18 protein-coding genes are annotated in these 21,146 nt (G+C 71.2%); 12 read left to right on the top strand and 6 right to left on the bottom strand.

Annotation, left to right across the window (positions count from 1 at the left end; translation table 11 throughout):
• Positions 1-226 precede the first annotated feature (226 nt).
• Entirely contained in the window at positions 227-1,024 is a 798-nt protein-coding gene (locus WMF12_RS44845) for an alpha/beta fold hydrolase (protein ID WP_437854837.1), read from the top strand.
• 127 nt (positions 1,025-1,151) lie between these two features.
• On the opposite strand, the gene WMF12_RS44840 is transcribed toward WMF12_RS44845, so the two are convergent.
• Positions 1,152-2,072 carry an AraC family transcriptional regulator N-terminal domain-containing protein gene (locus WMF12_RS44840; protein WP_437854835.1) on the bottom strand — a complete coding sequence of 307 codons (921 nt, stop codon included), beginning with the start codon at positions 2,070-2,072 and terminating at the stop codon, positions 1,152-1,154.
• Positions 2,073-2,183: 111 nt separating this feature from the next.
• Here WMF12_RS44840 and WMF12_RS44835 point away from each other — a divergent pair, with 111 nt between their 5' ends.
• From WMF12_RS44835 to WMF12_RS44820, 4 genes are all read left to right on the top strand, one after another.
• Positions 2,184-3,071 carry an SDR family oxidoreductase gene (locus WMF12_RS44835; protein WP_437854833.1) on the top strand — a complete coding sequence of 296 codons (888 nt, stop codon included), beginning with the start codon at positions 2,184-2,186 and terminating at the stop codon, positions 3,069-3,071.
• A gap of 211 nt (positions 3,072-3,282) precedes the next feature.
• The gene (locus WMF12_RS44830) at positions 3,283-5,613 is read left to right on the top strand and encodes a nitric-oxide reductase large subunit (protein WP_437854831.1); all 2,331 of its coding nucleotides are present in this window, start codon (positions 3,283-3,285) and stop codon (positions 5,611-5,613) included.
• Positions 5,610-5,921, top strand: coding sequence for a hypothetical protein (locus WMF12_RS44825; RefSeq protein ID WP_437854829.1), 312 nt, complete (start codon positions 5,610-5,612; stop codon positions 5,919-5,921). Before WMF12_RS44830 ends, WMF12_RS44825 begins: the two co-directional genes overlap by 4 nt.
• 224 nt (positions 5,922-6,145) lie before the next feature.
• On the top strand, positions 6,146-6,379 hold the full coding sequence (locus WMF12_RS44820) for a hypothetical protein (protein ID WP_437854827.1): 234 nt from the start codon (positions 6,146-6,148) through the stop codon (positions 6,377-6,379).
• A 248-nt stretch (positions 6,380-6,627) separates the two neighbouring features.
• Here WMF12_RS44820 and WMF12_RS44815 read toward each other — a convergent pair whose 3' ends face one another.
• From WMF12_RS44815 to WMF12_RS44805, 3 genes are all read right to left on the bottom strand, one after another.
• Positions 6,628-6,912 (bottom strand): hypothetical protein, encoded by a 285-nt coding sequence (locus WMF12_RS44815; RefSeq protein WP_437854825.1) that lies wholly within the window; start codon positions 6,910-6,912, stop codon positions 6,628-6,630.
• Between the two features lie 209 nt (positions 6,913-7,121).
• Positions 7,122-9,392, bottom strand: coding sequence for a hypothetical protein (locus tag WMF12_RS44810; RefSeq protein ID WP_437854823.1), 2,271 nt, complete (start codon positions 9,390-9,392; stop codon positions 7,122-7,124).
• A 153-nt stretch (positions 9,393-9,545) separates the two neighbouring features.
• The gene (locus WMF12_RS44805; protein ID WP_437854821.1) at positions 9,546-10,406 is read right to left on the bottom strand and encodes an aldo/keto reductase family oxidoreductase; all 861 of its coding nucleotides are present in this window, start codon (positions 10,404-10,406) and stop codon (positions 9,546-9,548) included.
• Positions 10,407-10,482: 76 nt separating this feature from the next.
• Between WMF12_RS44805 and WMF12_RS44800 the strand changes: the two genes are divergently transcribed.
• Positions 10,483-11,394, top strand: a complete 912-nt coding sequence (locus tag WMF12_RS44800) for a LysR substrate-binding domain-containing protein (RefSeq protein WP_437854819.1) — start codon at positions 10,483-10,485, stop codon at positions 11,392-11,394.
• A 129-nt stretch (positions 11,395-11,523) separates the two neighbouring features.
• On the opposite strand, the gene WMF12_RS44795 is transcribed toward WMF12_RS44800, so the two are convergent.
• The gene (locus WMF12_RS44795) at positions 11,524-11,919 is read right to left on the bottom strand and encodes a hypothetical protein (RefSeq protein WP_437854818.1); all 396 of its coding nucleotides are present in this window, start codon (positions 11,917-11,919) and stop codon (positions 11,524-11,526) included.
• Between the two features lie 374 nt (positions 11,920-12,293).
• On the opposite strand from WMF12_RS44795, the gene WMF12_RS44790 reads away from it, so the two are divergent.
• The 6 genes from WMF12_RS44790 (at position 12,294) to WMF12_RS44765 (ending at position 18,406) form a co-directional block, all read left to right on the top strand.
• Entirely contained in the window at positions 12,294-12,953 is a 660-nt protein-coding gene (locus WMF12_RS44790) for a hypothetical protein (protein WP_437854816.1), read from the top strand.
• Entirely contained in the window at positions 12,950-14,332 is a 1,383-nt protein-coding gene (locus WMF12_RS44785; protein ID WP_437854813.1) for an oligopeptide/dipeptide ABC transporter ATP-binding protein, read from the top strand. Before WMF12_RS44790 ends, WMF12_RS44785 begins: the two co-directional genes overlap by 4 nt.
• Positions 14,329-15,417: an ABC transporter ATP-binding protein gene (locus tag WMF12_RS44780; protein WP_437854811.1), complete on the top strand. Its 1,089-nt coding sequence runs from the start codon at positions 14,329-14,331 to the stop codon at positions 15,415-15,417. Before WMF12_RS44785 ends, WMF12_RS44780 begins: the two co-directional genes overlap by 4 nt.
• A gap of 285 nt (positions 15,418-15,702) precedes the next feature.
• Positions 15,703-16,482, top strand: coding sequence for a hypothetical protein (locus WMF12_RS44775; protein WP_437854809.1), 780 nt, complete (start codon positions 15,703-15,705; stop codon positions 16,480-16,482).
• 198 nt (positions 16,483-16,680) lie between these two features.
• Positions 16,681-17,307, top strand: a complete 627-nt coding sequence (locus WMF12_RS44770; RefSeq protein ID WP_437854807.1) for a hypothetical protein — start codon at positions 16,681-16,683, stop codon at positions 17,305-17,307.
• 100 nt (positions 17,308-17,407) lie between these two features.
• Positions 17,408-18,406, top strand: a complete 999-nt coding sequence (locus WMF12_RS44765; protein ID WP_437854806.1) for an NADPH:quinone oxidoreductase family protein — start codon at positions 17,408-17,410, stop codon at positions 18,404-18,406.
• Between the two features lie 100 nt (positions 18,407-18,506).
• Here the strand turns inward: WMF12_RS44765 and WMF12_RS44760 are convergent, their stop codons facing one another.
• Positions 18,507-20,720: a glycoside hydrolase family 3 protein gene (locus WMF12_RS44760; RefSeq protein ID WP_437854805.1), complete on the bottom strand. Its 2,214-nt coding sequence runs from the start codon at positions 20,718-20,720 to the stop codon at positions 18,507-18,509.
• Between the last annotated feature and the right edge of the window lie 426 nt (positions 20,721-21,146).

Here is a 21,146-nt window from a genome sequence, read left to right as displayed (position 1 = left end):
GCGCGCGGCCTCCGGCGAGCTCGCAGAACACCCTGCGCTTGGCGTCGCGCGCCACCTTTCTGGCACGTCCGGACAATGTACGCCGTCGAGCAAGGCGCTAGGGTCGAGTCATCGAAGCCGCCACGCCGCGCCCCAGCGGGACGATCCGCGCGCGCGCCGCTTCGACAAGAGCCTTACCACCAGCGGTTCGGCGAGCGCGCTCGCCGCAACCGCACAAGGAGCCCCCATGGCAACGCACAGCCTCACCCTTCCCGGCCAGGGCCACGTCGATGTCACCGTCGACGCGTACGGCGCCGGACACCCGTTCCTGCTCCTGCACGGCGGCGCCGGTCCCCAGTCGGTGGCCGGCTTCGCCAAGACCCTTGCCGAACGCAACCACGCCCGGGTGATTGTTCCCACCCATCCCGGCTTCGACGGGACCCACCGCCCGCAACGACTGACCACCATCGCTGGCCTCGCCCAGCTCTACAGCACCCTGCTCGATCAGCTCGAGCTCGTCGACGTCACCGTCGTCGGCAGCTCCATTGGCGGCTGGATCGCCGCCGAGCTCGCCCTCCTGCAAAGCCAGCGCATCAGCAGCACCATCCTCATCGACGCCGTCGGTATCGACGTCGCCGACCAGCCCGTCGCCGACATCTTCTCCCTGACTTTGGCCGAGCTGGCCGAGCGCAGCTACCACAACCCCGAACGGTTCCGCATCGACACGGCCAGCCTCAGCGACACCCAGCGCGCCGCCATGGCCGCCAACCGGGCCACCCTCCGGACCTACGGTGGCACCATGACCGATCCGACCCTGCGCCCGCGGCTGGCCGCCATCTCCCAGCCCACCCTCGTCCTCTGGGGCGACAGCGACGGGATCTGCACCCCCGACTACGGCCGTGCCTACGCCGCCGCCATCCCCGGCGCCCGCTTCGCGCTGCTCCCCGACGCCGGTCACCTCCCCCAGATCGAAACCCCCGAACCCCTCCGCAAGCTCGTCTGGGACTTCGCCCATACCCACGCCACCCGACCCGCCGCTCACTGATCCAAGCCATCGAGCCATCAGGTCCCATCGCACCGTCGCAGCGTCGAAGCTGCCGAGTTGCTGGGTCCTCTCGATCCTGAAAGTCACAGCATGGCGAGCTTGAAGGACGTCGATGGGAGCGGCCGGACTACATGTCCTGGACGACTGCGGCCCTCTGCTGCAGGGCGCGGGCATCACGCAGCGGCGAGTTGCCGAACATCCGCGAATACTCGCGGCTGAACTGCGAGGCGCTCGTGTAGCCGACGCGGAACGCCGAGACCTCGGCGCCCACGCCCTCTTCGACCATCAGGCGGCGCGCCTCGAGCAGGCGCAGGCGCTTCTGGTACTGCAGCGGGCTCATCGCGGTGGCCTCCTTGAACCGCTTGAAGAACGCCGCCCGGCTCATCCCTGCGGTGCGCGCGAGCGCGGTGATGTCGACGTCCTCGTCGAGCGACGCCTGCAGGTGATGGACCGCCTCGGCGATGCGGTGCGCCTGGCTGCCCGCGCGCACGAGCTGGCGGATCGCCGGGCCGTCGGGGCCTTTCAGCAGGTGAAAGGTCAGCTCCTTCCTCACGAGCGGCGCGAGCACAACCGCGTCGTCGGGCGTCGCGAGCAGCGCGCCCAGCCGGACCGCGGCGTCGAGCATGCGGTCGCTCGCCTTGCCGATGAAGATCACGCGCCCCGGGTTCTCGAGGCCATCCGGCCGCGCGCGGTCGAGCTGCGCCGCGACCTCGCGCAGCAGGGCCGCGTCGAAGTCCATCTTCAGGCCCAGAAGCGGCTGCGCCGGCGACACGCCCATCACCCGGCTCGTCACCGGCAGGTCGATGGGGCTGACGATGTAGTGCGGCTCCCGCTCGCGAAAGACCTGCCGCTCGAGCAGGATCTCCTTCGTACCCTGGACGACGACGCAGAACGACGCGCGCCAGTGCCGCTTCGCGCGTTGCTGAGGGCGCGAGACTTTGATGCAAGAAATTCCGGGCACCGGCGAGGCGTGCACGCCGTCGCTGGGGCACCAGCGCGCGATGAGGGCCTTCAATTCGTCGCGCAATTCGTCGCGCCCAAAGCTCACGGTGGCAGCCTAGCCTCGCGTAGACGATCGGGCAAGAACTGGAGACGGCCGTGTATTTCGCGTGCGCCGCGGCGGTGACATGGTGGATCGCGAACCAAGGAGAGGTGTCCCATGCGTATCTTCCTCACGGGAGCCAGCGGCTTCATCGGATCTGCCATCGTCCCCGAGCTCGCGCGCGCCGGCCACCGCGTGCTCGGCCTCGCGCGCTCGGACGCGTCCGCCGAAAGGCTCGCCGCCGCCGGCGTCGACGTGCACCGCGGCTCGCTCACGGATCTCGATGGCCTGCGCCGCGGCGCCGCCGCCTGCGACGGGGTGATCCACTGCGCGTTCTCCCACGACGACTTCACCGACTACGCCGGCAACTGCGAGAAGGACCGCGGCGCGATCGAGGCGCTCGGCGGCGCTCTCGCCGGCTCCGAGCGCCCGCTCGTCATCGCCTCCGGCATCGCGCGCTTCACGGCGGGCCGGGTCGTCACCGAGGACGAGGCGCCCGACCCGTCGGCCGGCGGCCCGCGGGCCGCCTCCGAGCGGCTCGCCCTGTCGTTCGCGAGCCGCGGCGTGCGCGTGTCCTCGGTGCGGCTGCCGCCGTCGGTCCACGATGATGGCGACCACGGGTTCGTCCCGATGCTGATCGAGATCGCGCGCAAGGCCGGGCGCTCCGGGTACGTCGGAGCCGGCGAGAACCGGTGGCCCGCGGTGCATCGGCTCGACGCTGCGCGGCTGTTCGTCCTCGCGCTCGAGAAGGCGCCGGCCGGCGCGTGGCTCCACGCGGTCGGCGACGAGGGCATCCCGACCCGCGACATCGCCGGCGTGATCGGCCGCAAGCTCGGCTTGCCAGTGGAGTCGGTCCCCAAGGAGCACTTCGGCTGGCTCGGCGGGTTCTTCGCGCTCGACACCCCCGCGTCGAGCGCGATCACGCAGGCGCGGTTCGGCTGGAAGCCCGAGCAGGCGGGCCTGCTCGCCGACCTCGAGCACGGCACGTACTTCGCGCGCGCATAGCGGAGTACGCGATCCCGGCCCTCGCGGCCGAGCTCCAGGGGCGCCGAACGCCGCCCGACCTCCAGCACGAGCTCGCCGGCAGCGGCCAGGAGGAATCCGCGGAAAGACCCCCGTTTCCTCGTCCAAGCGCACGAACGCCGCGCAACGCAGCCTCCTCGGTCGTCATCTCGGAGAACGGGTGGGCCCTCCTCGGCTTGCTCCCGGCATTCCCATGGCGCGCTCCTCCGAACGGCGAAACCTCCTCATCTCGCGCGGCTGGGTCCAGGCGACGGCCCTCGTTTTCCTGCTCGGGTTCTTCGTGCTCGGCCTGCTCGCCTACCGCACCTACGCGGCACAGCCACCCATCCCCGCCCGGGTGGTCGACCCTGCGGGGCGCGTTCTGTTCACGGGCGACGACGTGCTCACGGGTCAGGAGCTGTTCCTGCGCAACGGGCTCATGGAATACGGATCCGTCTTCGGCCACGGCGCCTACCTCGGCCCGGATTTCACCGCCGATTACCTCCGCCGGGCCGCCTCCCACGCCGCCTCTCGCCACGGCGGCGTGGACTCGGCGGAGGCGCTCGCGCGCACCGTCGGCGATTTTCGTCAAAACCGCTATGATCCCGCGACAGGGACGCTGGTCTTCACCGATGCCCAGGCGGAGGCCTTCGAGCTGCTGAAGGATCACTATCGCCGCTTCTTCGCCCAGCCCAGCGGCAAGCACGGCCTGCGCTCCGGCCTCTTCTCGGACGCTCGCGAGCTCTCGCAGCTCACCTCGTTCTTCGCCTGGACGGCCTGGACCGCCGCGGCGGAGCGACCCGGAGAGGCCTACTCGTACACCAACAACTGGCCTCCAGAGCCGCTCGTCCGGAACCAGCCCACGGGCGAGCTGGTGGTATGGAGCGTGCTCTCGCTCATCGCGCTCCTCGGCGGGACAGGCCTGCTCTTCGCGGCCTTCGGGCGATGGCGCTTCCTCGGTTGGCACGGGCGGGAAGGGCACCGGCTCAGCTTCCGCCAGCCGGGCGAGGTCGCCTTGACCCCAGCCCAGCGCGCGACGGCGTGGTTCTTCCTGGTCATGGCGCTGCTGTTCACCCTCCAGTCCGTGCTCGGAGGCGCCACGCAGCATTATCGCGCCGAGCTGTCCAGCTTCTTCGGTATCAACCTGGCCGGGGCCTTCCCCTTCAACCTGGTGCGCACATGGCACCTGCAGCTCGCCATCTTCTGGGTCGCGGTCTCCTATCTCGGCGCGGGCATCTTCATCGCGCCCATGATCAGCGGGCGCGAGCCGAGAGGCCAGAGCTGGCTCGCCTATGGTCTGCTCGGGGCGCTCGTCATCGTCGTCGCGGGCAGCCTCCTCGGCGAGCTCCTCGCCATCCACGGCGCCTCGAACAGCATCTGGTTCGCGCTCCAAGGGTTCGAGTACCTCGATCTGGGCCGCTTCTGGCAGGTGCTCCTGACGCTCGGCCTGTTCTCCTGGGTGGCGCTGCTCTTCCGCGTGCTCCGGGGTCGGCTCGCCGTCGAGCACCGGGGCAACATGCCCTGGCTCTTCTTCTTCGCTGCGCTGGCCATCCCGGCCTTCTACGCCGTAGGCCTCCTCGCGCACCCGCGCGCAAACTTCACGAGCACCGACTTCTGGCGCTTCTGGGTGGTGCACCTCTGGGTGGAGGACTTCCTCGAGCTGTTCACCACGCTCATGGTGGCCTATCTCTTCGTCCTGCTCGGGGTGGTGGCCGAGGCGATCGCGCTGCGGCTCATCTACCTGGAGGTCATCCTCTATTCGGCGGGCGGGGTGATCGGCACCATGCACCATCTGTACTTCTCCGGCACGCCCGTGGAGCACATGGCGCTCGGCGCCTTCTTCTCGGCCGCGGAGGTGATCCCGTTGACCTTCCTCACGGTGGAGGCGTGGACCTTCCTCCGCCTGGGGATCGCGCAAGGCGAACAGTCGACGAAGCCCTTCCCGCATCGCTGGGCGATCATGTTCCTGGTGGCCGTGGGGTTCTGGAACTTCCTGGGGGCCGGGATCTTCGGGTTCCTGATCAACCTGCCGATCGTGTCCTATTACGAGATCGGCACCGCGCTGACCGCCAACCACGGGCACGCCTCGATGATGGGCGTCTATGGCATGCTGGCCGCCGGGCTCGCGCTCTTCGCGCTGCGCTACCTGATACCCGCCGCGCGGTGGTCCGACAGGGCGGCCAAGATCAGCTTCTGGTCGCTGAACGTCGGGCTCGCGTGGATGGTCTTTGCCACGCTGTTCCCGCTCGGGCTCATGCAGCTCCACCACGCGGTGAGCTACGGGTATTTCGAGGCTCGAGAGCTCCAGTACCTGACGAACCCCACGAACCGCCTCATGGAGTGGATGCGCCTGCCGGGCGATGTGCTCTTCATCCTCGGCGGCACCCTGCCGCTCCTCCTCCTCGCCTACCGCGGCGTCCGCCATCGCGTCCCGCAGCTCGCGGGACCGGAAGCCCAGGACAACCTCTTCACCGAGATCGAGGCGCCGCCGGACAGCGCCGGGAGGGCAGCGCCTTCGGGCGCGGGGCAGGGCGAGTTCCCGTGAGCGTCGCGCCGGAGGCGCTGCTCGGCGCCGGATATGCGGTGTTTCTCCTGGGGATCGCCGCCGGGATCCGGGCGTTCGGAGGAGCCAGGGCCGAGCCCGCGCCCGGGTGGCCGCACGACGACGCGCGCCGCTTTCAGCTCGGCCTTTCGCTCGTGGTCCTGCTCGCGGGCGATTGCATCGTCGGGGCGGTCGCGCTGCGGAACCACGGCCTCGCTGATCTCGGGATCCTTGGCCTCGCCGCGGCGCTCGTGACGAGGGCGCTCGCCAGGGGCCTGGCCGCGTTCGCCCGAGGTGGTCGTCGCGCCTAGATCGGCTGTTCCAGGCGCGGTGGAGGGCGTTCTCCGAGAAGGGACGTGCTTCATAGAGAGGAAGCCGTGGAACTTTCGCCCGGCGACAGCGACCTCATCGCGCATCGCCTTTCACAACCCGTTGAGACGGCGGCGTCCGGCGCGATCCACCAGGCCGAGCGGAGACCTCCCCGCTCCGGCGGCCAGCCGTCGTTGCTGGTACGAGGCTTGCTTCGAAGCTCCTCATGAAAAAGCAGCAGAAGAATCGGCCGAGACCGCCGACGAGCCGGCAGGAGCAGCCGGACCCGGCGGTGGAGGGAGAAGCGAGGGAGTCCTCGTCGGAGGACGAGCTCGCCGGAGGCGCTGCCAAGGGGGCGCTCGTCGGAGGCCTCCTCGGAGGCGCCAGCGGCGCGGCCGTGGGCGGCGCGGCCGGCCTGATCGGCGGCGCGCTGGGCGAGGACGAGAAATCCGGCTGGTGACCGGCGTCAGCCGCCCGGGTCGGTCGCCAGCTGCGACGCGTCCGCCGTTTCGCCCCACCCCGGGCCGTCGATGAGGCGGGCCACCACACCATGCGGCTCACGTCGTCGCCCACGGCGTTGGCAGGCGCGGGCGACTCAGGCGCAGGCGACGCGGGTGCAGCGGGCAGAGGCGCGTGCCCCGCGCACGGTTCAGGCGTCACGGCGCGGGCCGCAGGCTGTGGAGTGAAAACCGATCGGTGGAATGGCCATCAATCGGAGAGGGGGCACTGCTCGTAGCAGCGCCAGGCCTCCGTGTTGCGGTCCGTGCCGCCGGCGAAAGACGCCTTGATCTCATCGCAGGGCGCGTCGAGCACGCACGACGCGCGACACTCCTCGTGTTCGGAGCAGCCGGAGAAGTCGTCCTCGAGCTCGAGGTCGTCGACCCCGCAGGCCTCGGCGTGCTCGACGGCATCCGCGCATGTCCCCGTTTTGCAGCCGGCCCCCAGGAGCGCGGTCGCAACGAAAATCGACGCCATGAGATAAGTCTTGCGCATGGTCCAGCCCTGCAGCTCGCAACGTGTGGATGGAGGGGAGCCGGCCGGCCCATGCAGCGCGGCGCCCCGGAAGCGGCCCGCCGTTGTCGCCGGCCCCTTCGCCCTAGGAAGAACGTGACGGAGCCAGTCTGGGCACGGGCCGATCTCGATTTTTGAGTTCGCGTCTTGCTGGAATCCGGCGGAGGTTGAACCAGGCGCCGCACGCCGGCTCAGTAGGTCTCTGCGCACACGCCGTAGCCGCACGGATGGACCATGAAGGCGCCGGCGACGGCGCTTCGCAAGCCCGGGAAGGTCGCGAGCGCCGCCCCCGTCTCGATGTCGTAGAGGACGCCGTCGTAGCGCGAGTAGAGCGCCGTCGCCGAGACCGGCTGGATCCCGTAGTTGTCGCTCACATCCCCGGAGTCGGTGCGGATAGGGATCCTCGGCAGTGGCGGCGCGTCGACCGGGTTGCCGAGCTCGTCGTAGATCGTGGAGGCCTGATACGTCCAGGGGCTGCTTTGGAGGAAGCGGGTGTACGACTGGACGAGAACGTGGGTGTCGTCGAGCCAGCCGATCGCGCAGCCGGGCACCACGTTGACGAGCGCGCTGTCCTCGTAGAGCTGCGTGAACCCGCAGCCTTCCGAGGGGGCGGAGTCCGTGACGACGACGTGGTGACCGTCGGGGGAGACGAGCGGCGCCGGCCGGTGCCCGGTGTCCTGGAAGAGCGGCGCGCTGCCCGCCCAGTCGCTCACGACGCGCTCCGTCCTGTGCGAGTCGACGTGGTAAGTGCGGCCGACCGTGCTGCCGTCGAAGGACATCGAGAAGTCTTGAATCACCTCCTCGCGCGAGAGCGAGGCGAGCTGCGCGCCGTCCGGCAGCGAGAAAAGACGGAGTGATGTGTCCGTGACCATCGGATCGAGGGCGGCGCGCGCCGCGAGCAGGCCGCCGTCCGCCGAGAGCAGCACCTTGTTGCTGTGGAACGGAACGACCGCCGAGGGTCCGGCGTCGAGCGCCGCCGTATCATAGACGAGCGTCTTCCCCGAACCCGTCGCGAGCGCCACGTGCCCCGAGGGAGCGCCTGCGACGGAGTGGAGCGCGCCGCAGCCGAGCAGCCCCGTGCTATCCGGATCGGTGAGGGTGCCCTTGTACGAGATCGCGCCGTACACGTTCGAGACCGCCAGGCGCAGCTCCTGGTCGATGTGGACGTGGGCGTTCGCGACCAGCGGCGGCACGTGTTCGCTCAGGGTCACCTCGGGGCCGTCGAGATCGATGATGTCGAGCCTCGACGCTTGCTTGTGGAGCAAGGCGAGCGCACGCTCGGTCGGCGTGAACGTGTAGCGATAGTCGGCTCGGTCAGGGTACTCGGCGACGGGAACGGCCCCGCCTCCGACGCGATAGACCATGAGCGGAGAGCCCGCTCTGTTGTCCGCGAGCATCCAGAAATAGTCGCGCGTCCCCGCGAGTTGCGTGATCGACGGCAGGTTGACGATGCCCTCCTGGATCGCCGCCTTCGAGTACACGCGCACCGTCGTGCCGACGGTGGTGAGAAATCGCTCGCCATCCTGGAACCAGGAGTGGAATGAGCCAGAGAGCTCGGGGGTGACCGTGGGAGGCGAGCCGTCAGCGGGGAGCACGGCGATGCTATTTTGCGGGGGAACAGGAGGCTCCGGTGCGATCCGGAGCGCGTCCGGCGCCGCGTAGACGTCGCCGTGGTGGCTCACCGGTGCGGACCAGCGCTCGACCCCCGCGGTGCTCCAGAGCGTGATCGTGCTGGTGGACTGGCGGCGCGTCCAGGCGTAGCTGCCGTCGCTCGCGAGCCCCGCCTGGTCGTACTCGGTGGTCACGGAGGCCAGGACGGAGCCGTCGATGGCGCTGCGCAGCTCGAAGGCGTGCTCGGGGTCCGTCTGGATCAGCACGATGTTGCCGCGGAGGACCACGCCGCCCGGCAGCTCGAACGGCAGGGTCCCGAGCGTCGGGCTGCCGGGGTCGAAGCCGCCCGGCGCGTGTCCGTCGGCGATCGCAGCGCTGGAGTCGGTATCCCAGAGCATCCAGCGATCGTAGTCCCAGCTCAGCACGCGGCTTCCGGAGACGAAGAGCCGGCTGAGGCCTTTCTGGTGACCGAGATCGAGAAAGGCCTCCGGAGGGCCGAACGAGGTGCCTGCAGTGCCGCACGGCCCGAAGGCGGCACTGCCCCCTTCGCCGCCGCCGGCGCCGCCGGCTCCTTCGCCGCCGGCGCCGCCGGTGCCTGACGTGGAGTTCTCACCGCCCGAGCCCGACGTGGAGCTCTCACCGCCCGAGCCCCCGGCGCCGCCGTGGCCTCCGGAGCCGGGGGTGGGATTCTCGCCGCCGGAGCCTCCGCCTCCGCCCCCGGAGCCGCCCTCCGTGCCGGTCGTCGTTCCAGGAGCAGCTCCGCCTCCGCCGAGGTTTCCGCCCCCTGCGTCGGAGCAACCGAGGAGAGCGATGAACGACACCGCGACAATCTGGGTGGATCTCGTGTGCATGGCGCCTTCGATGCCGCCGATCCCCTGGCCATTCATTGCCAAGGCGGCTCCAGGGGGCGTCGCAGGGATCGAGTCTGCACAATCGAAGTTGTTGCGCGTCCCCTCCCCTTCTACCACCCGAGGTGAGCGGGACAATGCGACCTTGAGAGTGATCTAGATACGGTCGAGCGCCTCCATCGCGCCGTCGGACAGCTCGAGATCTGCCGCCGCGAGGTTCTCGCGCAGGTGCTCGACGCTCGACGTCCCGGGAATGAGGAGGATATTGGGCGAGCGCCGCAGCAGCCACGCGAGCGCGACCTGCATCGGCGTCGCGCCGAGCCGACGCGCGACGTCGGACAGCGTCGAGGACTGGAGCGGCGAGAAGCCGCCGAGCGGGAAGAACGGCACGTACGCGATGCCCGCCGCGGCGAGGCTGTCGATCAGCGCGTCGTCCTGCCGGTGCGCGAGGTTGTACAGGTTCTGCACGCACGCGATCTCGGTCATCGCGCGCCCCTCTTCCACCTGCTTCGCGGTCACGTTGCTGAGACCGATGTGGCGGACCTTGCCCTCGCGCTGCAGCTTCATGAGCGCGGAGAGCGGCGCCTCGATCGAGCCTTCCGCGGGTCCCTGCGCGTCGAACAGGATGCGCAGGTTCACGACGTCGAGCGCGTCGAGGCCGAGATTCCGGAGGTTGTCGTGGACCGCGCTCGTGATGTCCTCGGCGGCGAACGCCGGCTCCCAGGATCCCTGTGGGCCGCGTCTTGCGCCGACCTTCGTGGCGATCACCAGATCCCTCGGATACGGGTGCAGCGCCTCGCGGATGATCTGATTCGTGACGTGCGGCCCGTACACGTCGCTCGTGTCGATGTGATCGACGCCGCTCTTCACCGCCTCGCGCAGCACGGCGAGCGCGGCATCGCGGTCTTTCGGCGGTCCGAACACGCCCGGCCCGGCGAGCTGCATGGCTCCGTATCCGAAGCGCTTCACCGTGCGACTGCCCATCTTGAACGTCCCGACCTTGGCTAGATCCGTCATGGCTGTCGACGGTAGGCGACGACGGGGTGTATGATAAGAGCCTCGAATCAGCACGGCCCGTGCGGAAAGGCGAACAATGGCAGTGGATCTCGACGACGTCCGAGTCTTCGCCGCGGTGGCGCGCGCCGGCGGCTTCCGCGAGGCGAGCCGCACGAGCCGCACGAGCGCGTCGAGCGCGTCGAGCGCGAGCGAGGCGGTGCGCCGGCTGGAGGGCGAGCTCGGCGTTCGGCTGCTTCATCGGACGACCCGCAGCGTCGCGCCGACCGAGGCCGGCGCGCGGCTCCTCGAGCGGCTCGGTCCTGCGCTCGCCGAGATCGCAGCGGCGCTCGACGTCGTGAAGAGCTCGCGCGATCAGCCAGCCGGCACGCTCCGGTTGAACGTCCCCGTCGTCGCCGCGCGGCTCGTGCTCCCACGGATCTTGCCGCCGTTCCTCGCCGCATATCCCGATATCCGTGTCGAGGTGACGGCGGACGACACGCTCGTCGACATCCTCGCCGCGGGCTGCGACGCAGGCATTCGTTACGAAGAGACGCTCGAGAAAGACATGATCGCGGTCCCGATCGGCCAGCGCGAGCAGCGCCTGGCGCTCGCGGCGTCGGGCGCCTACCTCGAGCGGCACGGGCGCCCGACCCATCCGCGCAAGCTCCTCGATCACGCATGTCTGCGCGGCCGCTTCCCGAACGGCGCGCTGTGCCCGTGGGAATTCGAGCGCGACGGCGAGGTCGTGAAGGTCGACCCGACCGGCCCGCTCGTCGGCAGCCTCGGGAGCGCGACGGACCTCCTCGTGGACGCCGCGATCGCGGGCACCGGTCTCATCTACTGGTTCGAGGACTGGCTGCGCCCGCACCTCGAGAGCGGCGCCTTGAAGCCGGTTATGGAGCGCTGGTGGTCGCGTCTCTCCGGCCCCTTTCTTTATTATCCGAGCCGCCGCCACATGCCCGCGGCGCTTCGCGCGTTCGTGGACTTCATCCGCGCGGACAGCAAATAGTCATGGTGGGAGCATGGGAGATCGATTCACCGGCTATCGGGCAGGCGATGCGCTGCGGAGCTGCCTCGCGGCACCGCTCCCGACCCTCGCGGCCGAGCTCCACGTGCTCCGGGCGCCGCCTTCCGCCGCTCAGCGCGGCGTGCTGCTCGCCGCCGGCACCGCCGTGCGCTGCCCCGAGCCCGAGCGCGCGCCGCCCTTGATGCGCGCCTCCGTCACGACCTCGTCCCACTGCGCGTCGTACCCGTCGAAGTGGACCCGGTAGGAGCCGGGGGCGACGACGCCGGTGATGATCGCGGGCTTGTACGAGCCCTTCCACTCGACCTCGACGCGGTCGCCGACCTTCCGCGCGCCGCCGTCGCCCGCGGCGCGCTGCTCCTCGTCGCGCAGGCGCCGGGCGCTCCCCTCGTGCAGGCACTGCTCGCGGTGGCAGGCGAGGCCCGACGCGCAGTCGTCGTCCGCGCGGCACGGAGACCCGAGCGGCGCCTTCTTTCCGCAGGCGGCGAGCGCCCCAGGCACGGCGGCCACGATCAACAGCGCTCTCAGGAAGGTAATGGCTCGAACGCGCACGACACGGCATCCCAGCAGAGCGGCCGCGGCCCGACAACAGGGATCGCGACGCTCTTGACCGGCAACGCCTCTCGAGACGCCCGCGTTCCCCGCGTCCACGCCGACCACGCCGTTCGGGCAGCGGCCCGCGCGCGCCCGCCACGGCCCCTCCCGGGCGCGCCGCCGCCCTCCACGCCCGAGCGCGCGCCCCCGCTTCGGATGCGCCGCGCCCCTGCGCGCCGCGCCCGCCACCACCCCCGCCGCGCCCCGCCCCCGCCACCGGGGCCGCCCTACCCGGGCCGCCCTCTGCTATGGTCGCCCCCGCTGTGCGTCTGCTCGCCGCCCTCGCGCCCGTGGCCCTTCTCGTCGCGGCGCCGCCGCTCCTGGGCTGCGGCGGCGGCCCCGCGAAGGACGCGGGCGTCTGCGCAGGCGCGGGCGTCTGCGGCGCCGGGTACTGCGTCGCCGGGCGCTGCCGGCCCGCGAGCGCCCTCCCCGCGCCCCTCGACGCGCGCCGCGTGCTGCTCCCGCCCGAGGACCTCGCCGTCCTCGTCGAGGACGACGCCGCGGCAGCGCCGGGCGTCCCCGACGCCGTCGCGCTCGGGCGCGCCGGCGCCGGTGAAGTCGTCCTGCTGCTCCGGTTCTCGCCGACCTTCGGCGTCGGCGCCGACATCGCGAGCGCCTTCGTCGTGCTGGAGCCGGCCCCGATGGCGCCTCCCGCCGAGCGCGCGCTCACCCTGGAGGTGGCGCGCATCCTCGAGCCGTGGCGCTCCGAGACGGCGACGTGGGGGCGGCAGCCGCGGCTGTCGATCCCGGAGGCCGCCGCCATCGCGCGGCCCCGACCGGCGACACCGCTCCGGATCGACGTCACCTCGCTCGTGCGCGACAGGGCCAGGCGGCGCAAGGACGACCACGGCATCGCCATCCTCGCGGCGGGGAGCGACGCCGTCGGGGCCGCCTACTCGATGGGCATCTCCCAGGGCGTCGGCCCCCGCCTCGAGGTGTACGTACGGTGAGCAACGGCCAGGACGACGAGGACGACGACCTCGGCGCGCGGAACTCGCTCCCGCTTCCCCTGATCCGCCACGACCTCGGCGAGAGAAGGCCGCCCGCACCCAGCGCGCCTTCCCTGCCCAGCGCCCCGGCCACACCCGACCCCTCGGGCGCGGGCGCTCTTCCCGCGCCCGCCACGCCGACCGCAGGCGCTCGTCCCGCGCCCAGCGCCTCCGCCGTCCCCCACGGCGCCCTCGCGCGCGGCCTGCTCGACGACGACGAGCCCGCCGTCACCCAGCGCTCGACGGCGAGCGGGCGCCCCCTCCCGCTGCCCCGCACCGCGCCGCCCCTCTCGCCCGAGGAGGCCCCGCCGCCCACGCTGCTCCGGGTGAGCGACCTCCGCGTCTCGTTCGCCGCCGACGGCCGCGTCACGCGCGCCCTCGACCGCGTCTCGTTCACGGTGCCGCGCGGGCGCACCGTGGCGCTCGTCGGCGAGTCGGGCTGCGGCAAGACGGTGACCGCGCTGAGCATCCTGCGGCTCCTGCCCGCGCCCTACGCGTCCATCGACGGCGGCTCGATCGAGCTCGACGGCCAGGACCTCCTCGCGCTGAGCGAGCGCGAGATGCGCGCCGTGCGCGGCGGGAAGATCGGCATGATCTTCCAGGAGCCGATGACCTCGCTGAACCCCGTGTACACGGTCAGCGCCCAGATCGCCGAGGCCATCCGGCTGCACCGGCCCATGTCCCGCGGCGACGCCCGGCTCTACGCCGTGAACCTCCTGCGCAAGGTCGGCTTCCCCGAGCCCGAGGTCCGCGCGAACAGCTACCCGCACGAGCTGTCCGGCGGGATGCGCCAGCGCGTCATGATCGCCATGGCCCTCGCGCCGGAGCCCTCGCTGCTCATCGCCGACGAGCCCACCACCGCGCTCGACACGACGACGCAGGCGCAGATCCTCGATCTCCTCGAGCGGCTCAAGGCAGAGACGTCGATGAGCCTCCTGCTCATCGCGCACGACCTCGCCGTCGTCGGCGAGCTCGCGGACGAGATCGTCGTCCTCTACGCCGGCGTCGTCGTCGAGCAAGGGCCGGCGCGCGACGTGCTCGCGGCGCCGTCGCACCCGTACACGCGCGCGCTCCTCAGGAGCATCCCGGCGCGCGGGATCCGCCCGCACCGCGTGCGCGGCGAGCGCTCGCTCCGCCTGCCGACCATCCCGGGCGCGCTGCCCGATCTGCGCGATCCGCCGCGCGGCTGCCGCTTCCAGGACCGCTGCGACGCCGTGTTCGACCGCTGCCGCGCCGAGGCGCCGGACCTGTACGCCGCCCCGCCCGGCGCGGGGCACCACGCGGCGCGCTGCTTCCTCCTCACGGGCCCGGGGCGCGCGGGCAACGAGGGCGCCTCGTGACGCGCGACAGCGGATCCCCGCCGCCCACGCAGCGCGACGAGCCCGCCGCGCCGCACCCGCACCCTGCAGCCGCGGCGCACCCGGAGGGCGCGGAGAGCGCGCCGGGCGAGCGGCCGCTCGTCCAGGCGGAGGGGCTCTCGAAGTTCTACCCGGTGCAGCGCGGCGCCTTCGCGAAGCCGTCGTTCGTGCAGGCCGTCGTCGAGGCGACCTTCCACGTCCACCGGGGCGAGACGCTCGGCCTGGTCGGCGAGTCGGGCTCCGGCAAGAGCACCCTCGGGCGCCTCGTGCTCCGGCTCATCGAGCCCACGGTCGGCCGGGTCCTCTTCGACGGCCACGACCTGAGCGCCCTGTCGAGCCGCGCGCTGAGGGCCATGCGCCGGCGGATGCAGATCGTCTTCCAGGACCCCTACGGCTCGCTCAACCCGCGCATGACGCTGCGCGAGATCGTCGGCGAGGGCATCGTCATCCACCGCCTCGCGAGGAGCCGCGACGAGGAGACCGCGATGGTCGAGGGCGCGCTCCAGAAGGTCGGCCTGCGGCCGGACATGATGGAGCGCTTCCCCCACGAGCTCTCCGGCGGCCAGCGGCAGCGGGTCGCGATCGCCCGCGCCCTCGCCGTGCGCCCGGACTTCATCGTCTGCGACGAGCCCGTGAGCGCGCTCGACCTCTCGGTGCAGGCCCAGATCGTCAACCTGCTGGAGGAGCTCCAGGACGAGCTGTCGCTCGGCCTGCTGTTCATCTCGCACGACCTCCGCGTCGTCGAGCACGTGAGCCACCGCGTCGCGGTGATGTACCTCGGCCGCATCGTGGAGATCGGCCCCACGCAGGGCGTGGCCGGGCGGCGGCACCACCCGTACACGCGCGCGCTCTTCGAGGCGACGCCGTCGATCGAGCGGGGGAGCAAGGCGCGCCGCCTGCTGCCCGGCGCGCCTGGGAGCGCGATCAACCCGCCCGACGGCTGCGTGTTCCACCCTCGCTGCCGGAAGGCCGAAGAGGGCAAATGCGACGTCGAGATCCCGCCGCTCGAAGAGCTCGTCCCCGGCAGCGGCCACCGCGTGGCGTGCTGGTACCCCGAGATCGAGTGACGGCGGCGCGCCGGCGCGTCGCGGGATGAGCCGGGCCGGCCGCCGGTTCGTGCGTTGAGATGTCGCTCGGATGCCCCGGAAAAGCTGGCTCGCCGGGAATGGCGCCCTGCGAGCGGAGCAGCTCACCTGGCCGGTACGGCTCAAATTGGCACAATCGAAGATCCGGTGTGTCACGCGCCAGAAGCGCTCCTGCGGGATCTGCGCTTGCTGTGCGAGGCATCCCTTTTGCTGCACGCCCCGCGCCGCCGCGCGCGAGGTTCGGTGGCGGAGCCACGAGGTGATGCGATGACGAGCGACGTGCTTCGCGTGCTGGCGGCAGCCCTGCTGTCCAGTGCGTGCCTGATGGGATGCAAGAACAGCGTGAATGACGGCATTGGCGCCAGCGGCGGCAACGGCGGCAGCGGCGGCGACAACCGCGGCAACGGCGGCAACGGCGGCAACGGCGGCAACGGCGGCAGCGGCGGCAGCGGCGGCGACAACAGCGGCGGTGGCGGCAACGACGGCAGCGGCGAGGACGGCAGCGGCGGCTGCGGCGAGGGGAGCGGCGGCGGCTGCATCGACCCGTCGGACGGGCCGTGCGCGGTGCGTGACGTCGAGGGCACGATCCCCGGCGTGAAGATATCGATCGAGTCGAGCCGCTGCAACTACCGCCAGGGAGAGCCGGCCGAGTTCATCTACACGGTCACGACCGACTCGAGCGTCCCCCCGATCGACATCGCGGCCTCCACGGGCTGCGGGCGCTGCGTCGAACCGACGAGCGATCCGCTCTCGTTCGTCTCCTACAAGATCAGCGGCCTCTCGTGGGGTGCCGATCCGCAGCCGCAGCTCTACTGCCTGTGCGACGTGGGCTGCTGCGCTCCCGACGAGGCGGTGACCGTGCAGGTCGACGCGACCACGGCGACGCAGACGATCCGCTGGTCGGGGCGGCAGTGGACCGGGCCGTCCGACACGAGCAATCCGGAGGGCGACCCCTTCGCGCCGGGGAGCTACGAAGTCGAGGTGACGTTCGATGGCAAGGAGCAGGGCGTCGTCACGGCGAAGCTGGGGATCGAGATCTACCCCTGAAGCACGGCCGAGGCGACGCCCGCAAGCAGGCCGCGGCCCAGGGTGGCACAGTCGACACCCCGGGGTGGCGCGCGCCACGGCCTGTCCCTCCGGAGCCCGCGCGCGCCTCGCGGAGCATCTCCCTTGCTGCCGATCGCGCGCCGCCGCAGACAGGCGGCGTGGCGCGAAGGAGGGAGAGGTGAGGGAATGGCAAACGACATGCTTCGAGCTCTGGCGATAGCCTTGCTGTCGGCCGCGTGCGCGACCGGATGCGGCGGCAGCAAGGAGGGCGCCGGGAGCGGCGGCGACGGCGAGAGCAGCAGCAGCGGCGGCGACCGCGGGCTGCCGTCTGGGGCCGAGCCGTGCGCGGTGCGCGACGTCCAGGGCACGATCCCGGGCGTGACGATATCGATCGAGTCCAGCCGCTGCGTCTACTGGAGGGGCGAGCCAGCGGAGTTCGTCTACACGGTCACGACAGACGCGAGCGTCCCTCCGATCGAGATCGCGGCCTCCGACGGGTGCGGGCACTGCGTCGTGCCGAGCGCGGATCCGCGCTCGTTCGTCACGTACCAGATCACAGGGCTGTCGACGGCGGGAGATCCACAGCAGTACTGCCTCTGTGACACCGGGTGTTGCGCTCCCGACGACGCGGCAACCGTGCAGGTCGACGCGACGGCGGCGACGCACACGATCTCCTGGTCGGGGCGGCAGTGGAGCGGGCCATCGGACACGGACAACCCGGAAGACGAGTTCTTCGCGCCGGGGACCTACGATGTCGAGGTGACGTTCGACGGGCAGGAGCAGGGCTCCGTGACGGCGAAGCTGCCGATCGAGATCGTCCGCTGATCTCGCGCGCCGGCGATCCCGCAGGGGATCCCCGGCGCGCGAGGCGGCGCCGCGGCGGCTTCCGCCGGGTCGCCTGGGCTTTCTGCTAAGGTCCGCGCGCATGCACGCCTGGCGCGGACACGCCTTCGGTCCCCCCGAGATCCTCGTCTGGGAAGAGGTGGACGACCCCCCGCTCGCCGAGGGGGAGGTCCGGATCGAGGTGGCCGCCGCCGCGATCAACTTCCCCGACGTGCTCTTCACGGCGGGCGCGCACCAGGTCAAGCCGACTCCGCCGTTCATCCCCGGCTTCGAGGTCGCCGGCCTCGTCGTCGAGAGCCGCGAGCCGTCCCTCCCGCCGGGCGCCCGCGTGGCCGCGACGCTCCCCGGCTCCGGGGGGTACGCGACGCACGCCATCGCGGGGCCGCGCACCACCTATGCGCTCCCGGACGCGATGCCGTTCGAGGACGCCGCGGCGATGACCATCACCTACCAGACAGGCTATTTCGCGCTCCACCGGCGCGCCGGCGTCCAGCCGGGCGACACTGTCCTCGTGCACGCCGGCGCGGGCGGCGTCGGCAGCGCGGCGATCCAGCTCGCCAAGGCGGCCGGCGCGACCGTCATCGCGACCGCCGGCGGCGAGGAGAAGACGGCGGTCTGCCGCGCGCTCGGGGCAGACGTCGCGATCGACTACCGGCGCGAGGACTTCGTCGCCATCGTGAAGGAGCGGACCTCGGGCCGGGGGGCCGATATCGTCTTCGACCCCGTCGGCGGCGACGTCTTCGATCAGTCGACGAAATGCGTCGCCTTCGAGGGACGCATCGTGGTGATCGGCTTCGCCTCCGGCCGCATCCCCGCGGCGCGCGCGAACCACCTGCTCGTGAAGAACTATTCGGTCGTCGGCCTCTACTGGGGCACCTACAGCCGCGCCCGGCCCGATCTCACGCGGAGGGCGCAAGACGAGCTCTACGCGCTTTACGGCCAGGGCGCGATCAAGCCGCTCGTCTCGGCTGCGCCGCCGATGGCGGAGGCGAAGGCGGCCATGAAGGCAGTCGCGTCCCGCGCGACCACGGGCAAGGTCGTGCTCACGACCGCGCGAGGCGGCGGCGCGCTGGCGCGCTGATCACGGAGACCCGGCCCGCCGCGCGGCGGACTGGGTCCCTCGGCCTATCCTACGAATGCCGCCGCCGCTCACGAGAGCGGCAGCGGCGCGGAGGATGGATTCAGTTGCAGCCGCTGGCGGTGGACGCCTCCGGGAGCGCCGCAGGCGTCTCCTTGTTCTCCGTCGTCAGGCCGAAGCCGTACGGGAACAGCGCGCCGTCTTCACCGCGGTTGACGCGCTGGCAATCGGTCGCAGGCCAGGAGAACGAGAGCTTGCCCTGGAACTGCTGCTTGCCGAACAGCACGTCGGCCACGCCGCCGCCCTCGGAGCCCGGGAGCCACGCGGCCACGAAGGCGTCCGAGCGGTTCAGCTCTTTGTTGACATAGAGCGGACGGCCCGAGAGGAAGACCGTCACGATCGGCAGATCCGGCTTGGCCGTGCGGATCGCCTGGAGGACCTGCAGATCCTCGGGGTGGAAGACCGCGTGCTCCAGCGTCTTCGCGTGCGGGGTGTCGTCCGTCGCGAGCTGGATGTCCCCGTACATCTCGGCATAAGGCGTCTCGCCGATCACCACGATCGCCGCGTCGAAGGTCCCCGAACTGGCGGCGGAGCCGTTGGCGCTCAGCGTCGCCTGGCCGCCGCCGGCCGAAACGAGGTCCTGGATCCCCTTGAGGATCGACGTCGCGCCGGGGAAATCGGCGTTCGTCACGTCGGTGCCCTGCCACGTCCGCGACCAGCCGCCGGCCTGGTTCGGGATGCTGTCCGCGGACTTGCCCGCGACGAGCACCTTCGCCGACGCGGCGAGGGGCAGGACCCCGCCGGCGTTCTTGAGGAGGACAAGAGACTTCCGGACCGCCTCGCGCGCGAGGGCCCGGTGCTCCGCTTGCCCGAGCACCGACTGATCGCCCGCGAACATCCGCTTCGACGGCGCCTGCTTGGTCTTCTTCGGGCCGAGGAGCCCCGCCCGCATCTTGACCCGCAAGATCCTCGTCACCGCGTCGTCGACCCGCGCCATCGAGATCTGGCCGCCCTTCACCTGACTGAGCGTGTTGTCGTAGAACGCCTTCCAGTCGTCCGGAACCATGATCATGTCCACACCGGCGTTGATCGAGGCCGCGCACGAGGAGTTGGTGCAGCCCGACACCTGCCCATGACCGTTCCAGTCGCCGATGACGAACCCGTCGAAGTGGAACTTGTCCTTCAGCACCCCGGTGAGCAGATCGCCCTTCCCGTGCATCTTCTGGCCGCGGATGCTGTTGTACGACGCCATGACCGTCTGCGCGCCCGCCGGGATGGCAGACAGGTAGCCCTGCGCGTGGATCGTGCACAGCTCGGTGTCGGAGGCGAGGTTGTTCCCCTGGTCATCGCCCTTGTCCGTGCCGCCGTCACCGATGAAGTGCTTGGCCGTCGCGATGACGCGCGTCGCTCCGAGGAGATCAGGGCTGTTCGCGGCGCCCTGGATGCCTTGCACGATCCGGCCCGCGTAGGCGTTCACGATCTCGGGATCCTCGGAGTAGCCCTCGTACGTGCGGCCCCAGCGGTCGTCGCGCACGGTCGCGAGCGTCGGGGCGAAGGTCCAGTCGAGCCCGGTCGCGAGGACCTCCTTGGCCGTCGCGGCGCCGATGCGCTCGAGCAGCTCGGGGTCGTGCGCCGCGCCGAGGCCGATGTTGTGCGGGAAGAGCGTGGCGCCGCGGACATTGTTGTTCCCGTGCACCGCGTCGATGCCCCAGATGATCGGGATGGCCACGCGGCCACCGCTGGTGTCCACCGAGGCGTTGTAGAACTCGTCGGCGAGCTTCACCCAGTCCGCCGCCGTCGCGTTCTTGTTCTTCCCCGGCCAGGAGCCGCCGCCGTTCAGCACGGAGCCGATGTTGTACTGCTTCACCTCGGCCGGCGTGATCTTCTGGATCTCGGCCTGCACCATCTGGCCGACCTTCTCCTCCACCTTCATCTTGCCGAGCAGCTCGGTGATGGCCGCCTCGATCGCCGGATCCTGCGCGATCGCGCTCCGCACCTCGGGCCAGCCATTGTCGCAGGGCAAGAGGCCGACGCTGTCCCCGGCGCCGCTGCCGCCGCCGCCGGTGCTGTCGCTGCCGCCGGTGCCGCCGCCTCCGGTCCCCGAGCCGCTGCCGGAGGAGCCAGCGCCAGAGCCGCTTCCGGAGCCAGAGCCGCTTCCGGAGCCAGCGCCAGCGCCGGAGCCGCTTCCGGAGCCAGCACCAGCGCCGGAGCTGGCCCCGGAGCCGGTCGCGTTGTCGGACGTGTCGTCACCGCAGGCGGCCGGCGCGAGAACGACAGCCGCCGCCATGATCCATGTTGCATACCGTGTGAGGCGCATGAGTGCTCCCCTCTCTTGTCGATGAGATGAAGGATGGGCTTTAAGGTGAACCGTGACAGTCGAGCAAAGCGTCGATCGGGACGTGTAAGAAATATAAGACAGAGAGGGAACGTTCTAATCCATGACTCCCCCCGCACGCAAGCCCCGCTCACGCCGCGGACGAGGGTTCGCTCGCGTGTTCGCGGAAGCGTCACCGCCGCGCCGTCGCCATGAGCCCGAGCCAGTTCTTCCTCGTGCCTCGTGCCTCGTGGCGCGCCGGATGACACGGTGCGTCCTGGGACGCCACCGGTTAACCATAGTCCGAGTCGGGCCGCAATATACAAACCCGATGGCGCGGCGCGGTAATCCACCCGTGGCATAACGCGACAACCCGTGCACGAGCGAGGACGCGACGGGCTCATCGATGAACGCGGGCTCACTGGGGTC

The sequence above is a fragment of the Sorangium sp. So ce363 genome (assembly GCF_051520435.1).
GTDB classification, from domain to species: domain Bacteria; phylum Myxococcota_A; class Polyangia; order Polyangiales; family Polyangiaceae; genus Sorangium; species Sorangium cellulosum_B.
The sequence above is the reverse complement of the archived record's forward strand: the minus strand, read 5'-3'. Positions and strand labels throughout refer to the sequence as shown.

Bases quoted from the DNA above. Each gene is read 5' to 3' on its own strand.
- WMF12_RS44845 (WP_437854837.1), top strand. From the start codon at position 227: ATGGCAACGCACAGCCTCACCCTTCCCGGCCAGGGCCACGTCGATGTC.
- WMF12_RS44820 (WP_437854827.1), top strand. From the start codon at position 6,146: ATGAAAAAGCAGCAGAAGAATCGGCCGAGACCGCCGACGAGCCGGCAG.
- WMF12_RS44770 (WP_437854807.1), top strand. From the start codon at position 16,681: ATGCTTCGAGCTCTGGCGATAGCCTTGCTGTCGGCCGCGTGCGCGACC.
- WMF12_RS44800 (WP_437854819.1), top strand. From the start codon at position 10,483: ATGGCAGTGGATCTCGACGACGTCCGAGTCTTCGCCGCGGTGGCGCGC.
- WMF12_RS44805 (WP_437854821.1), bottom strand. From the start codon at position 10,406: ATGACGGATCTAGCCAAGGTCGGGACGTTCAAGATGGGCAGTCGCACG.
- WMF12_RS44775 (WP_437854809.1), top strand. From the start codon at position 15,703: ATGACGAGCGACGTGCTTCGCGTGCTGGCGGCAGCCCTGCTGTCCAGT.
- WMF12_RS44835 (WP_437854833.1), top strand. From the start codon at position 2,184: ATGCGTATCTTCCTCACGGGAGCCAGCGGCTTCATCGGATCTGCCATC.
- WMF12_RS44765 (WP_437854806.1), top strand. From the start codon at position 17,408: ATGCACGCCTGGCGCGGACACGCCTTCGGTCCCCCCGAGATCCTCGTC.
- WMF12_RS44815 (WP_437854825.1), bottom strand. From the start codon at position 6,912: ATGCGCAAGACTTATCTCATGGCGTCGATTTTCGTTGCGACCGCGCTC.
- WMF12_RS44810 (WP_437854823.1), bottom strand. From the start codon at position 9,392: ATGCACACGAGATCCACCCAGATTGTCGCGGTGTCGTTCATCGCTCTC.
- WMF12_RS44830 (WP_437854831.1), top strand. From the start codon at position 3,283: ATGGCGCGCTCCTCCGAACGGCGAAACCTCCTCATCTCGCGCGGCTGG.
- WMF12_RS44760 (WP_437854805.1), bottom strand. From the start codon at position 20,720: ATGCGCCTCACACGGTATGCAACATGGATCATGGCGGCGGCTGTCGTT.